The organism is Pedococcus sp. 5OH_020 (genome assembly GCF_027812955.1).
Lineage (GTDB): Bacteria > Actinomycetota > Actinomycetes > Actinomycetales > Dermatophilaceae > Pedococcus.
On record NZ_JAPYZV010000004.1, the window covers coordinates 260,545 to 274,844 of the forward strand.

A 14,300-nucleotide genomic window follows, 5' to 3' on the forward strand; every position below is an offset into this window, starting at 1 on the left:
CGACCAGAACAGGAACTTCTCATGCGCACCATACGACTTCGCACGGCACTTCGCGCCGGGCTGGTGATGCTCGTCCTCGAGGCCGTCACGATCGGCGTCCAGGCTCTCTTCTTCCCGATGTACTTCTACCAGAAGTTCCTCTTCGGACGCGGCTGGGTCGCGATGATGCCGCCTTACAACGAGCACATCACCCGAGACCTCGGGGCGCTGTACCTCGGCTTCGGCGTCGTCCTCGGGTATGCCGCGGTCAAGATGTCACGAGACCTGTTCAACGGTGCGGTGGCAAGCTTCGTCGTGGCCACGATCCCGCACATGACCTTCCACGCCGCCCACACCGACATGGCGCCGCAGCTGCTGGACAAGGTCCTTCAGGTGGGGGCCCTCGCCCTCACGGTCGCTCTGGGGCTCGCGATGATGTACCTCGGGCGGGGGTACTTCCGGTCGAGCGATGCCACGACTGCCCCTGCGCAGGCCCACACGTCGACTCAGGGCGCCCTCCGGTGACCGGTCCCAGCCCCTCGCTGGACACCCAGCCCTTCGACGTCGTCATCGTGGGCGGCCGGGTCGCCGGATGCGCCATGGCGATCAGGTTGGCCCGGTCCGGGCTGTCGGTGGCACTCGTGGAGCGGGACCCGGTCCCCAGCGAGACGCTGTCGACCCACCTGATCCAGGATGTGTCGCTCTTCGCGGAGCTGGGCGTGCTCGGTGAGGTGATGGCCTGCGGCGCACCGCCGCTGCGTGAGGTCAGCATCCATCTGGAGGATGCCGACCTGTCGGCAGCGACGGCGGACCGGCCCTGGCTGTGCCTACGCCGGATCTCGCTGGACGCGGTGCTCCACCGCGCCGCGCGGGACGCCGGCGCCGAGGTGTTCGCGCAGACGGCCGTGGTGGACGCACTGTGGTCCGGTGGGCGGGTCAACGGCGTCGTCGCGCAGCGGCCGGACGGCACCCGAGTCGCACTCAGCGCACGCATCGTCGTCGGCGCCGACGGCCGCAACTCAACGGTGGCCAGGCTGGTGGGCGCCGAGCGCTACGACGTGCGGCCGAACGAGCGGACGGCATTCTGGGGGTACTTCGCCGGTATCCCGATGCCCAACGTCTTCCACCTGGCGCGGCGTGGGCGGGACATGATCCTGGTGGCACCGTGTGATGACGGCATGACGCTCGTGGCCGGGCAACCGCCCCTGGACGACCACCGGGACTGGCGTGACCCCTCAGTGCTGGTGTCGGTCGCCAGTCAGCTCATCGGGCCGCTGAGGGGCACCATCGACGAGTCCAAGCTCGTGGGGGGCATGCGCAGCGTCCGCCGGATGGACGGGTTCTTCCGTCCAGGAGCCGGGCCGGGCTGGGCTCTGGTCGGAGACGCCGGTCACTTCAAGGACATCGTGGTCGGACAGGGGATCTGCGACGCCCTCCGTCAGGCGCGAGGGCTGTCCCGCTGCCTCACCAAGGAGTCGCTCCGGGACCCTGCACGGCTCGACCCGGCCCTGAACTCCTGGTGGCGCGAGCGGGACGCCGATGCCCGGCCGATGTCCTGGCTCGCCCAGGATCTCGGCCGGGTGCAGACGACGGTGTTGGACCACGAGCTCCTGCGGGTGCTCGCAGGGTCGACCCGGCATCGGCGGCACTTGCAGGACGTGCTCGCCCGCCACCGCCGGCCTGCTCATGTCGTCGGCCGCGCCGTGCAGAGCCAGGCGCTGGCCAGAGCGGCGCTGCGCGCATCGAGAGCCGACCTGCGGGACGCCGTCAGCGGAGCCCTCGGGAGGGAGCGCGACCGTCTGTCCGTGGGCCGCCGGGCGACCTTTGACACCTGAGCGATCGACTCCTGTATCAGGCGAGGTTCGCGGACCCTCCTTCCGACGATGGGCCGCGACGACCAGCCGAGGAGGTCAGAATGACCGGACGGGCCAAGCACGCCGGCACCTCAGTCGGCCGCGCCCGGCGGGTCGCCCGGATCGCCTTGAGAGTCGGTGTCGTCGCCGCCGTGGCCGTGACGGTGCCCCTGTCGTTCTCGCGGGGCCGCACGGCGCACCCGGTGTGTACGGCCGCGAGCGGACCGATCCACGTGACCGCCTCTCCCGACATCGCTCCGGTCGTAGAGGCTGTTGCGGCGACCCTTTCATCTGCCTCCCGCTCGACCTGCGTCACCGTCCGGGTCACCCGCCAGGACCCGGCGGACGTCATGGACCAGATCAAGGCCGGAGCCGCGCAGCTCCCGGACGTGTGGATCCCCGACTCGTCCACCTGGCTTCTGGAAGCCCGGGCGGCTGGACTGCAGCTCCCCGGTCAGCACCCCTCCGTCGCCACCAGCCCCCTCGTTCTCGCCGTGCCGGAGGCATCCGGCGTCGCACCGTCCGGGACCCACAGCCCGTCCGTCGCGGCCAGCGCCTCCGCGCCCACCGGTGAGTCCAGCCCTGCCCATGGGGATGGTCGCCTCCGGCCCGCGGATATCGCCGGGCTGCTCGCCAGCGGCGTCAACCCGAGGGTGCACCTCGTGCTGCCCGAACCGCAGCGCTCCACCGCTGGCCTGGCCGCCGTGCTCGGGCTTCAGGATGCTTTGGCTGGGCGTCCCCAGGCGCGCGCTGAGCTGACTGCAGCGCTCCGGTTGGCCCAGCCGGCGGCCACGACGAACGCGTCGGCCCTCCTCGACTGGGCCGCGGAGCGCTCGGATGTCGCGGTCCCGGCCAGTGAGCAGGCCGTGTGGCACCATCGCCTCGCCGGTCGCGACCGGACCGCAGCCGTCTACCCGCCGGGTCAAGCGCACGCGTTCGACTATCCCTTCGTCCTGCTCAACGCCCGGGACAGTGTGACCGGAGAGGCCGACGTCCTACTGAAGGCGTTGCAGTCGAGTGCCGGCCGGCAGCGCCTGCAGTCAGCGGGGTTCCGCGACTCTCACGGCCACGCGGGGCCGGCCCTCGCCGGTGTCGCCAGGTTCGGTCCGATCGGCCCTTCGGCCGACCGCCCACCCACGGTCGCCTCGGTCCAGCTGGCCATCCGGACGCTGCAGTCGATCCGCAAGCAGGCTCGCGTGCTGGCTGTGATGGACGTGTCCGGGTCGATGGACCTGCTGGTCCCTGGCGCGCACGGCGCCACCCGGCTGCAGCTGGCCCAGGCGGCTGCGGCTCGCGGCCTGGCCCTCTACCCTGACAGCACCGACATAGGGCTCTGGGTCTTCTCCACCAACCTCACTCCGAGCACCGACTACCGCCAAGTCGTGCCGATGACGCGGATGACCGCCGGGGCCAACGGCGGGCGGCACCGGCTGTCTCGTGCGCTCGCAAGCATCCAGGACGTCCGCTACGGCGACACCGGGCTGTACGACACGACCCTCGCCGCCGTCCGCGCAGTGCGCAGGAGCTTCGACCCGAGCCGGATCAACGCCGTGGTGCTGCTCTCTGACGGCAAGAACGACGACGCCAAGGGGATCAGCCTCAGGCGCCTGCTCGGCACCCTCCGCAAGGAGCAGGACCAAGCGCACCCGGTGCCAGTCATCACGATCGCCTACGGGCCGGACAGCGACGCCACCTCGATGGCGGCGATCAGTGCGGCGACGGCAGGCTCGTCGTACCGGGCCAAGGACCCCCGCCAGATCAGCCGAATCTTCCTGGACGCTGTCGGGCAACGCGTGTGCCGACCGAGCTGCTCGCCATCGTGACGACGGCCGCCGCCACGAGCCGCCGGACGCCGAGCCGGCTGATGGTGTATCAGCGAGGCAAGAGGGCGCTCTTTGATCCATTGGACGACGGGCTGCCCAGCGTGAGTCGCCGTCGGTCGCAACCCATCACAAGCAGTCCCAGAAGGCCAGTCAACCGGTGTTGCTCAGGAGGTCCCCATGCCGATCACCTCGGCTGATGTCCGCACGAAGGTGTTCCCGCTGGCCTTTCGTGGCTACGCGGTCGATGATGTCGACGCGTTCCTGGCCAGCATCGAGACCGAGCTCGACCGCTTGGCGAGCCGCGGTTCCCCGCCAGTCGACGACGCGGCCGCGGATCCGTTGTCTCGGTCGCTCGCCCTCTTGCGGCTGGCCCAGCAGACGGCCGACGCCAGTCTCGCCGAGGCGCATGTCGAGGCAGCGCAGCTTCGGGCCGCCGCTCTCGAGGAAGCCGAGCTCCTGAGGGCACAGGCCGCCGCGGAAGCCGAGCGGATCGTCATCGAGGCCCAGATCTGCGCAGAGGGTCTCGTGGCGGAGGCGCATGCCGAGACCGGGCGGCTCACCGCCGACCTCAGTCGGCTGCAGCATCTGGACCGTACCTACCGCGACCGGCTGAGGTTGCTGCTGGTCGAGCAGCAGCGGCTGCTCGACGAGGAGGCTCCCGTCGCGCTGACTCTCGTGTCGTCCTCCGGGGACTAGGCCGGGCAACGCACGGCCCTGTGACCAGTGGTGCCGAAGCCATCTGGTCGGTGAAGAAGGCCTGGCGTGGTCAGGGGCGTGACCCAGTCAGTGACAAGGGCATCGGATCTCGCACCACACCGGAGGACGGTGGCCGACCCCTTTGTGCTCAATCAGGCTCACAGGAGACGCCTTGAGGAGTGTCGGACGCTCAGGTCCTCGGCGCGGCCCGACGAATCCCTTCCAACGGCAGCGGGTACCTCAGAGATGGCGTCATCGTCCACCTCCAGCAGCGTGGGGTTGGCGGTGCCGTCCCTGGGGCGCAACACCTGGAGCTCGGGGGCGGCTGACCGCCCCCACCAAACGCGGGCTCCCCGCTCACCCGGGTGGGGGAAGTGGCCTACGACACTGCGGTGCAACGATGAAGTTGTCACGCCCGCCACCACCACCCCCAGCCTGGCGGGCCGTCGACCAGCGCGCCCCCGCTTGCCTCTCGCGAGTTGGGCGGGGGCGCTTACGTCATGCCCGGGGAGCCGGGATCTACGACGCCGAGGCGGTGACCGCATCTACCCGTCTCTGGCCAACGCTCGCAAACGGTGTTTGTGCAGGTCCGGACGGCGCTGGGCCTCATCGGCGCGGATGAGCGCCAAGGGACTCCCGACGCTGGCATGGCCCATCCGGGCAGCGGGGCGTGCCGAGGACGGCCTGCCATGATGTGGCTCATGCTGCGCTTGGACGACGCCTGGATCTGGGACTCATGGTGGTTCGACGACGGCACGCGCCACCACCTGTACTACCTCCAGGCGCCCCGGATGCCGCAGGGCGACATGCGGCACGAGAAGGCCCGGATCGGACACGCGGTCACCGGGGACCTGAGGTCCTGGGAGGTTCTGGGCGAGACCTTCGGCCCGGCCGGAAGAGGCGCCTTCGACGATCTCGCTACGTGGACCGGCTCGGTCATCTCGGTCGGCGACCGGGCCTACCGCCTCTTCTACACCGCCATCTCGACGGCGGGGCACGGGTTGCGCGACCAGCGGCTGGGGATGGCCTCCTCGACCGACCTGCACACCTGGACCGACCGCTCGACCGCGCCCCTCGCCGCCCCGGACCCGCGCTGGTACAAGACCCTGGAGGACTATCCCGACGTGGCCACCGCGGGCCCGCCAGTGGGCACCGTCAGTGAGACGTGGCGCGACCCGTTTGCTGTCCGCGACCCCGAGGGGGACGGGTGGCACCTGCTCGTGACGGCCAGAGCCGTGGGCGCCGACCGCAACGACGACGGCGTCGTCGCGCACCTGCACTCTCCCGACCTTCAGACCTGGACCGTACTGCCCCCGCTGTCCTCGGCCGGGACCGGTTTCGGGCAGCTGGAGGTGCTTCAGACCCGTGAGGTGGACGGCCGCTGGGTGCTCGTCTTCACCTGCCACCCGCAGGAGATGACCCCCGAGCGGGTCGCCCGGAGCGGGCACTTCTGCACGTGGTCGGTTCCCTGCGAGGGCCCGCTCGGGCCCTTCGACATCGACGCCGCGCGGCCGTTCACGCCCGACCCGACGCTGTTCGCCGCGCCGCTGGTCCGCCAGCGCGACGGGACGTGGGTGATCCTCGGCTTCCACAACCTGGAGGACCGTGGTGGGGAGAGCTTCGAGATCTGCGACCCGATCCAGGTCAGGCTGGATGAAGAGGGCTACCTGGTCGCTCGAGCCGAAACCGGCCGACGTGGGGCATGACGAACGTCCGACCTGACAATGGTGTCCTTCGCCGATGGGCCCTAGGTTCGCGGTATGAGCGGCAGCGATGACGAGTCGGCTTGGTGGCGCGATGCAGTGATCTACCAGGTCTATCCGCGCAGCTTCGCGGACGGGACCGGGGACGGCGAGGGCGACCTGCCCGGCCTCCGGGCGCGGCTTCCCTACCTGGCGGACCTCGGCGTCGACGGCCTGTGGATCTCACCGTGGTTCCCGTCTCCGATGGCCGACGGCGGGTACGACGTCAGCGACTTCCGGGGCATCCACCCGATGTTCGGCACCCTGGCAGATGCCGATGCCGTGCTCCGAGAGGCGCATGCCCTCGGACTGCGGGTGATCATCGACCTGGTTCCGAACCACACGTCTGACCGGCACCCATGGTTCCTCGCAGCCCTGGCTGCGGAACCGGGCTCCTCGCTGCGGGACCGGTACTTCTTCCGTGACGGTCGCGGCCCTGATGGCGAGGAGCCGCCCAACAACTGGATCAGCGCGTTCGGCGGGTCGGCATGGGCGCGGGTCACCGAGGCCGACGGACGTCCGGGCCAGTGGTACCTGCACCTGTTCGCCCCCGAGCAGCCGGACCTGAACTGGACCAACACCGCGGTGCTCGAGGACTTCGACGACGTGCTGCGGTTCTGGTTCGATCGTGGCGTCGACGGACTGCGGATCGATGCTGCGCCGGCGATGGCGAAGAAGGCCGAGCTTCCGGATGCCGACTACGGCGGGGTCCTGCAGTTCCGCACGGTGGACTGGGACGACAACCCGCACTGGGACGTCGAGCAGGTGCATGACATCTTCCGGCGGTGGCGGGCCATCGCTGACACCTATGACGGCGACCGCGTGTTCGTGGCGGAGGCCGTGGTGAGCACGCCGGAGCGGCTGGTGAAGTACCTGCGGCCGGACGAGATGCACACGGCGTTCAACTTTCCCTACCTCAAGAGCCCTTGGGACGCCGAGGCGCTGCACGACGTCATCGACGCGACGCTGGCATCGTTCGAGCCGGTCGGCGTTCCGTCGACGTGGGTGCTGACCAGCCATGACGAGATCCGCCCGGTCACGCGCTACGGCCGTCCGACGACGAGCTCCTTCTTCATCACCGACGGGGAGGGCGAGGTGTCCGACCTCGCCCTGGGAACCCGGCGGGCCCGGGCAGCGGCGATGTTGATGCTCGCCCTGCCCGGGGGCGCCTACATCTACCAGGGTGAGGAGCTCGGGCTGCCCAACGTCGACGACCTGCCCGAGGAGGTGCTTCAGGACCCCATGTTCCTGCGCAGTGGCGGCGCGATACGCGGACGCGATGGCGCCCGGGTGCCACTGCCGTGGAGCGGCGTTGCGCCGCCGTTCGGGTTCTGCCCCGACGAAGCGCAGCCGTGGCTGCCCCAACCGGAGTCGTGGAGCGCCCTGACCGTCGAGGCCCAGTCCTCCGAGCAGGGGTCGATGCTCTCCCTCTACCGGGCGGCGCTGCGGCTTCGGCGCAGCACCGAAGGGCTCCATGCCGCGCCCCTGGTGTGGCGCCGCTCCCCATCCGGGGTCCTGGACTTCGACCGCGGCACCGTCCTGCGGTGCCTGGTCAACCTAAGCCGGGAACCTGTCGAGGTCACGGTCGCCGAGGTCCTGTTGAGCAGTGCTCCGGTGGCCCGCGGACACCTGCCCGTCGACGCCGCCGCCTGGCTCCGCCCTCTGACGCAGTAGCCCTCTCACGCAATAGAAGGCCGGGAGGCCCGAGATACCGGCCCGACGCGTCGAGCGGTCAGCGTCTGACGAGCTTGAAGAACGTGCTGTCCTCGCCGCTGGCCTTCTTCGCCTGGTAGAGGAAGGCGAGGTCGCTGTCCTCGAACGTGGCGAACCACTCGTCCCAGCTGATGTGCTCGAGCCGGTCCTCCCCCGCGCCGCCCGGGAAGTCGATGCGCAGCACTCCGGCGGAGTCGTCCGAGCCCGTGTCCCGGACCGCTGCAGGCTTGCCGTCGTGCTCCTCGACCCAGGAGCGGATCTCGTCGTGGTCGGTGGTCGTGTGGCTCTCGGACGCCATGGTGGCCGGGCTCCTCTCCGGTGAGGTAGGACGGTGCGGCAACTGCGGGGCCGTCGGGTGTCGGCTCCGCACGGGAGTCCTACCCCGGCATCCCGTCGGTATGCCGGGGTATCCACGGCTTTCCGGCGCTGAGGCCGGGGGCCTCGGCCCTAGGGTGCCAGGTCCCCGTAGATGTTCTGGTCCAGACCGCCCGCCCGTGGACAGGTGTCCCCGGCAGTGGCACTGGCCCGGCACTGCAGGACGTCGGCTCCCTCGTTCGGCTCCGGGGTTCCGGCGACCGACGTCTCGCGAGCGTCGGAACCGGGAACGGTGTCACGCCAGTCGGTCCAAGTCGTGAACGTGGTGGTTCCCACACTGTCCACCCAGAGGTAATCGCCTGCGAACGGCACGGTGCGCCCACTGAACTGCTCGAAGTTCGGGTTGCTCGACGTGTCGCTCACCCGGACCGCAGTGCCAGCGGCGGGGCCGGTCGACACCGGGAACGCCTTCCCGTAGACGTCCAGGGCGTCCTGCACGACATGCCGGTCGGCGGTGTTGCCGACGGGCTGACGGGCGCAGGCTGTCGCGTCTGCGCAGCTGGAGTCGTTGCGGCTGTCCCACCAGATGACGTGGGCGGTTCCGGCATTCAGCGCGATGTCCGGGAAGAGCTGGTGCTGCTTGGTAGGCCTGTCGACCAGCACGGGTGCTGTGTGCGTACCCGTAGCGCCGTGGAGCACCACGTAGTACGCCGCCGACAGCGACCCCACGCCGGGAGCCACCATCCCGTAGGACGACCCCGTCGCCACGTCCGGCCCGTACGCCGCGTCATACACGATGTGGACGTTCTCGCTGGTGCGGTCGGCCTGGTCCGTCGCCGACCTCGGGGTGGTGTCCGCGCGGAAGAACGTGTAGCCGGAGGGGCAGGCGCTTGCGGCGTCGCCGCAGTCACGGAAGCCGCTGTCCTGGTGGGCGTAGCCCTCGAACGTCACGACCGTCCTGGCGGGCGTGAACGTAGCGCCGCAGGTGCTGCTCTTGGCGTACTGCACAGCATCCGTCTCGGTCCTCTTGTTGCCGATGGTGGCGAGCCACGTGACGTAGACGTGGCCGTTGCCGGTCACGGTGACCTCGGGGACCTGAACGTCGTTGACGCGGGTGGTGAGCAGCCGGGGCGTCGACCACGTGCTGCCGTGGTCGGTCGACCGTGACAGGTAGATGTTGCTGCTGTTGTTGGTGAAGCGCGACCAGGCGAAGTACACCGTCCCGTCGCAGGAGCCGCCGGTGCGGTCGACCTCGATGGCGGTCTTGTCGTTGAACTTGCCCAGCAGGTTGGGCGCGGACGAGCCGCGGGCCACGATCTCGGACCGGACGAACTCGCTGCCGTCGCGCAGGGTGCTGCCTGACGGGCCGGCCGGGTTCTGGAAGGTCGCCACCCAGGCGTCACCGAAGGTCTTCTTCGACCCGGCCGGGTCGTCGGAGCTTTCCGAGCCGGCGAACAGGCGCCCATGGTTGTCCCAGGCCAGCACCGGGTCACCGGCGCTGGCCGTGCGGATGTGCGCGCGGGCGGCGTAGGGGCTGGTGTCGCCCGGATAGCCAGGCACCAGCGAGCTGGCGAACGACCCACCACCGTTGGTGGAGCGGTAGTACCCGAGCCAGATGGGACCGGACGCGATGGGCGCACCGTCGGCGTCGACCCCGTCGTTGTACACGCCGCAGTAGTCGTTCGAGCTCCCGACCATCACGCGCTGGTCGCGCGGGTCGATCGCCACGGACGGCTCGTTCTGACGGCCACGAGAACGCGAGCACTCGGTGAGGGTGGCGTCGGTGTACGGTTGACCGGTCGCCATGGTGTAGGTGCTGGTGTAGCCACCTGCCCTGTCGTTGCTGAGGCGGACGTCGCTTCGAGGCGTCGACGCCGGTGCGGCGGTCGCGGTCAGCCCCGCGACGAACAGGGCGGTGATGAGGGTGGTCGTGAAGCGTTCGCGAGCGCGCATGGCGTCTCCACAGGGTCTCTGCACTGCGACGATAGGGCGTCTCGCGACGGTACTCCTCCGGAGACTCTCGGAGTAGACCCATCTGCACGAGTGAGCCGCAGGCGGGGTGAGGCCTAGAACCTGCTCCTCCACGCTGAGCGACCAGAAGTGCGGCACCGGGCTCAGTCGCGAGCTCACCGGCCTCGTTCGGCGTGTCCGGCGACGTGTCGTGTCGCCTCGGGGCCGCCACGCCGCGTGGTACTTTCTCGCCATGCTCGGCGCCCCCGCGCCTGTTCGCCTCGCCTTTCTCGGGTGCGGCTACATCACCGGCGTCCACAGCCGGAACCTGCGCGCCCTCGCGGGCCAGGTGGTGACCGGGTACGCGAGCCGGGACCGCGCCAAGGCCAGAGAGTTCGCCGCCCGGTATGGCGCGGACCGGACCTACCACGGCTACGAGGCGGCGGTCCAGGACCCGGAGGTCGACGCCGTCGTCGTCGCGGTCCCACCGAGGCTTCATCTGCCCCTGACGCTGGAGGCGCTGCGCGCCGGCAAGCATGTGCTGGTGGAGAAGCCGGCCTTCGTCCGCAGCGACGACTATGAGCTGGTCCGCGAGGCGCGCAGGGTCGCGGGGCGCGTCGTGCTCGTGGGGGAGAACGACCACTACAAGCCGTTGGCGGTGAGGCTGCGGGCGTTGGTCGGCAGCGGCGTCATCGGTGAGCTGGTGCTGGCGCACTTCGCGACCGTGGCCCACCGCCCCAAGCCCGCGGACGACTGGAGACACGACGAGACGATGGCCGGAGGTGACGCCTTCTTCGAGGAGGGGGTCCACTGGCTGCACCTCGCGAACAGCCTCGGCCCGCGGATCACGAGCATCCACGGCCTGCGCCCCTCGACCGCGCGAGCCGCGGTCGGCGGCAGCGGCCGACGGGAGAGCATGCTCGTCGCGTTCGGCTACGACACCGGAGCGGTCGGCGCGCTCTACTACTCCCGCGAGGTTCCCTCCCCGCTGGGCGGGGTCAGGTTCTCCCACCTGTATGGCCGCGAGGGCGTCATCTCCTTCGAGTCCAACGGCGGGGTGGTCCTCGTCAGGGGCCGGGGTCTGCCGCGGATGACCATCCCCGGGCTTCGCGACGTGCGGGGCTACCAGGCGATGTACCGCGACTTCGTCGGCGCCATCCGGGGCGGCAGACCACCGCAGATGACCCTGGAACGCGCCCTGGAGGACCAGCGGCTGATGGACCAGATCTACGCGAGCCTGGGCTGAGGCGCGCAGCTCATGCCGCAGGAGCACTACGACGTCGTCATCGTGGGGACCGGCGCCGGAGGCGGCACGATGGCGCACGCGCTGTCCTCGTCAGGCGCCAGCATCCTGCTCGTCGAGCGCGGGTACTCCGTGCCGCAGGAGGCCGAGAACTGGGACCCTGCCGCGGTGTGGAAGCAGCTGCGCTACCGCGCGGACGAGCGCTGGCTCAACGACGCGGGCCGAGAGTTCCATCCCTTCATGCACTACGTCGTGGGCGGCAACACCAAGTTCTGGGGAAGCGTGCTGTACCGCCTGCGAGCGGAGGACTTCACCGGCGTCGAGCACCACGACGGCGTCTCACCGGCCTGGCCGATCGACTACGCCACCCTGGCGCCGTGGTACGACCGCGCGGAGGCGCTCTTCCAGGTCCATGGGCAGGCCGGCGCGGACCCGACCGAGCCGCCCAGGACAGGGTTCCCGTTCCCTCCAGTGCGGCACGAGCCTCGTATGCAGCTGATCGTGGACGGGCTCCTCGCCCAGGGTCTCCACCCGTCATACCTTCCGCTCGGACTGATCCGTCCCGGCGAGCCGGGCGGGTGCGTCCTGTGCAACACCTGCAACTCCTTCCCCTGCCGGATCCATGCCAAGAGCGACGCAGAGCTGCTCTGCGTCCAGCCGGCGCTCGCCACCCCCGGCGTCACCCTGTGGGAAGGGGCCCATGCGGACCGGCTGATCACCGACGCCACCGGGGAACGGGTACAAGAGGTGGAGATCACTCGGAAGGGGCGAACAGTCCGCGTCGGTGCCTCCACGGTGGTCGTCTCGTGCGGCGCCGTGAACTCGGCCGCGCTCCTGCTCCGCTCGGCGAACGACAAGCACAGGAACGGGCTGGCGAACAGCTCGGGGCAGGTAGGCAGGCGCTACATGGCACACCTGGCCACGATGCTCGAAGCCTTTCATCCGTTCGAGGTCAACCCCACGGTGTTCCAGAAGACCGTGGCCGTCAACGACTTCTACTTCGCCGGCAACGGGCGCGAATACCCCCTCGGCCACCTGCAGTCCCAGGGCCGGGCCCACGGCGTCGTGGCGCAGACCGTGGCCCCCTCCATCCCGGTCTGGGCGTACAACGCCTGGGTGGCCCGTGGCGTCGACTGGCTCGCCCTGTCCGAGGACCTGCCACGCGAGGAGAACCGCGTCTGCGTCGAGCCGGACGGACGCCTTCGGGTGCGCTACCGGCCGAACAACGTGGTCCCGCACGCGGAGCTGGTGGCGGAGGCGGTGCGGATGCTGCGGCGGCTGGGCTTCTGGAAGGTCGTCACGCATTCGTTCAAGGTCCAGAACACCACCCACCAGTGCGGCACCCTCGTGTTCGGCAAGGACCCGCGCACGTCGGTGCTCGACGAGTTCTGCCGCAGCCACGACATCGGCAACCTCTTCGTGGTCGACGCGTCCTTCTTCCCCTCGTCGGCGGCCGTCAACCCGGGGCTGACGATCATCGCGCAGGCTCTGCGCGTCGCCGACCACCTCGCTCGACACGACCTCCAGCACAGGGAGCAGCTGCCGTGAAAGTGCACTCGTTCAGCCACGTCGCCATCACCGTCTCCGACTTCGACGAAGCCGTGCGCTTCTACTGGGAGACGTTCGGCTGCCCGGTAGTGGGAGTCTCCGACACTCCCACCCACCGCGTGCGGACGTTCTTCGGGGTGGATGCGCCGGAGCCGACGTGCAGGATCGGGTGGATCCGGGTGCCGGGCGGCGCGACGATCGAGATCTTCGAGTTCGACCCTCGGCAGCCGGCGGCCGACGTGGCCTGGAACCGGGTCGGCATGACGCACATCTCCTTCAACGTGCGGGACACCCACGCATGGCACGCGTATCTTGCGGGCAGAGGCGTCGAGATCGTGAGCCGGCCGGAACAGTCCCCGCACGGGCAGTTCTTCTTCTTCGTCAAGGACCCCGATGGCAACCTCATCGAGCTCATCGACCTGCGGCACATGCGTCCGGTGCTCAAGTGGCTGGGCCCGCTGGGCGGCCTCGTCTTCCGGCACAGCCTGTACCGCCGCCACTACCGCACGAAGTCGGCCACTCGGTGATCGGCGCCGTGGTGGCGGCGCTCGGCTCGGCCGCGTGCTTCGCGGTGTCCACGTCCCTTCAGCACCGCGCCGTCTCCTCGGCACCCCGGTCCGCGCACCGGTTCCGGGTGCTCCTGCGCTACCTCGTCCGGAAACCGGCCTGGCACCTCGGGCTCGTCGTGGGCGGGGTCGGGTTCGTCCTCCATGCGCTCGCCGTGCGGGTGGGGGCGCTCGCGCTCGTCCAGCCCCTGATGATCAGCGGGATCGTGTTCGCCGTCGTCGTGCGCGCTGCCCTGGACCGGCACCTCCCGTCGCACACCGAGGTCTTCTGGTCCTCGGTGGTGGCTGCCGGCCTCTGTGTGCTCGTCCTCGTGTCAGATCCCCTCCCCGGCCCGGGAACCGCCCACGCGCCGGCTGCCGGGGTGCTCATCGTCCTGGGCACGGTCGCCGTCTGTGGGTGCCTGTGGCGGGTGAAGGCTCCGATGGGGGGCAGGCCGCGGGGGCTTCTCCTCGGCGGTGCCGCGGGCGTGCTGTTCGGCCTGACCGCGGGCCTGCTCAAGATGTCGGTGCTCGCGGTGGTGGCCGGGGAGGTCGCTCTCTGGCCCCTCGCCGCGCTGGGGGTCCTCGGGCTTGCTGGGGTGGCGCTGAACCAGGCGGCGTACCGGCAGGCGCCTGTCTCGGTCTCGATGCCGACCCTGAACGTCGTCGACGTCCTGGTGTCCATCGCCTTCGGCTTCTTCGTCTTCGATGAGTCGCCGAGCAGGCGCCCCGCGCTGCTGGTCCTGTACGTGGCGTGTCTGCTCGTCATGGTCGTCGGCCTGCGGCGGCTCGCCACTGCTCCACCGGTCGATGTTCCTCACCCGTTGGTCGTAGGCAAGGGGTGAGGGTGGGGAGCACAATGCAAGGGTCGCTCCCCACGGCCGCCGGTGTGG

12 protein-coding genes are annotated in these 14,300 nt (G+C 70.1%); 10 read left to right on the plus strand and 2 right to left on the minus strand.

The window, feature by feature from the left end; genetic code table 11:
• Positions 1–21 precede the first annotated feature (21 nt).
• From PHA84_RS09060 to PHA84_RS09085, 6 genes are all read left to right on the plus strand, one after another.
• Positions 22–504: a hypothetical protein gene (locus tag PHA84_RS09060; RefSeq protein ID WP_270887768.1), complete on the plus strand. Its 483-nt coding sequence runs from the start codon at positions 22–24 to the stop codon at positions 502–504.
• Positions 501–1,814, plus strand: a complete 1,314-nt coding sequence (locus PHA84_RS09065; protein ID WP_270887769.1) for an NAD(P)/FAD-dependent oxidoreductase — start codon at positions 501–503, stop codon at positions 1,812–1,814. Before PHA84_RS09060 ends, PHA84_RS09065 begins: the two co-directional genes overlap by 4 nt.
• An 80-nt stretch (positions 1,815–1,894) precedes the next feature.
• Complete coding sequence (locus PHA84_RS09070; RefSeq protein ID WP_270887770.1) at positions 1,895–3,655, plus strand: substrate-binding and VWA domain-containing protein; 1,761 nt, start codon at positions 1,895–1,897, stop codon at positions 3,653–3,655.
• Between the two features lie 177 nt (positions 3,656–3,832).
• Positions 3,833–4,351 carry a DivIVA domain-containing protein gene (locus PHA84_RS09075; RefSeq protein WP_270887771.1) on the plus strand — a complete coding sequence of 173 codons (519 nt, stop codon included), beginning with the start codon at positions 3,833–3,835 and terminating at the stop codon, positions 4,349–4,351.
• 701 nt (positions 4,352–5,052) lie between these two features.
• A complete protein-coding gene (locus PHA84_RS09080) occupies positions 5,053–6,057 on the plus strand; it encodes a glycosyl hydrolase (protein WP_270887772.1) in 1,005 nt (334 codons plus the stop codon).
• 54 nt (positions 6,058–6,111) lie between these two features.
• Positions 6,112–7,767: a glycoside hydrolase family 13 protein gene (locus tag PHA84_RS09085; protein WP_270887773.1), complete on the plus strand. Its 1,656-nt coding sequence runs from the start codon at positions 6,112–6,114 to the stop codon at positions 7,765–7,767.
• A gap of 58 nt (positions 7,768–7,825) precedes the next feature.
• On the opposite strand, the gene PHA84_RS09090 is transcribed toward PHA84_RS09085, so the two are convergent.
• Both PHA84_RS09090 and PHA84_RS09095 read right to left on the minus strand, forming a co-directional pair.
• Positions 7,826–8,338, minus strand: a complete 513-nt coding sequence (locus tag PHA84_RS09090; RefSeq protein ID WP_270887774.1) for a bifunctional DNA primase/polymerase — start codon at positions 8,336–8,338, stop codon at positions 7,826–7,828.
• Positions 8,254–10,074: a sialidase family protein gene (locus PHA84_RS09095; RefSeq protein WP_270887775.1), complete on the minus strand. Its 1,821-nt coding sequence runs from the start codon at positions 10,072–10,074 to the stop codon at positions 8,254–8,256. The genes PHA84_RS09090 and PHA84_RS09095 overlap by 85 nt, the downstream gene beginning before the upstream one ends.
• A gap of 250 nt (positions 10,075–10,324) precedes the next feature.
• Between PHA84_RS09095 and PHA84_RS09100 the strand changes: the two genes are divergently transcribed.
• The 4 genes from PHA84_RS09100 to PHA84_RS09115 are packed head-to-tail and all read left to right on the plus strand — an operon-like array spanning position 10,325 to position 14,252.
• A complete protein-coding gene (locus tag PHA84_RS09100; protein WP_270887776.1) occupies positions 10,325–11,317 on the plus strand; it encodes a Gfo/Idh/MocA family protein in 993 nt (330 codons plus the stop codon).
• 12 nt (positions 11,318–11,329) lie between these two features.
• Positions 11,330–12,862, plus strand: a complete 1,533-nt coding sequence (locus PHA84_RS09105; protein ID WP_270887777.1) for a GMC oxidoreductase — start codon at positions 11,330–11,332, stop codon at positions 12,860–12,862.
• Positions 12,859–13,389, plus strand: coding sequence for a VOC family protein (locus PHA84_RS09110; protein WP_270887778.1), 531 nt, complete (start codon positions 12,859–12,861; stop codon positions 13,387–13,389). Before PHA84_RS09105 ends, PHA84_RS09110 begins: the two co-directional genes overlap by 4 nt.
• Positions 13,386–14,252 carry a DMT family transporter gene (locus tag PHA84_RS09115; RefSeq protein ID WP_270887779.1) on the plus strand — a complete coding sequence of 289 codons (867 nt, stop codon included), beginning with the start codon at positions 13,386–13,388 and terminating at the stop codon, positions 14,250–14,252. The genes PHA84_RS09110 and PHA84_RS09115 overlap by 4 nt, the downstream gene beginning before the upstream one ends.
• Positions 14,253–14,300 lie beyond the last annotated feature (48 nt).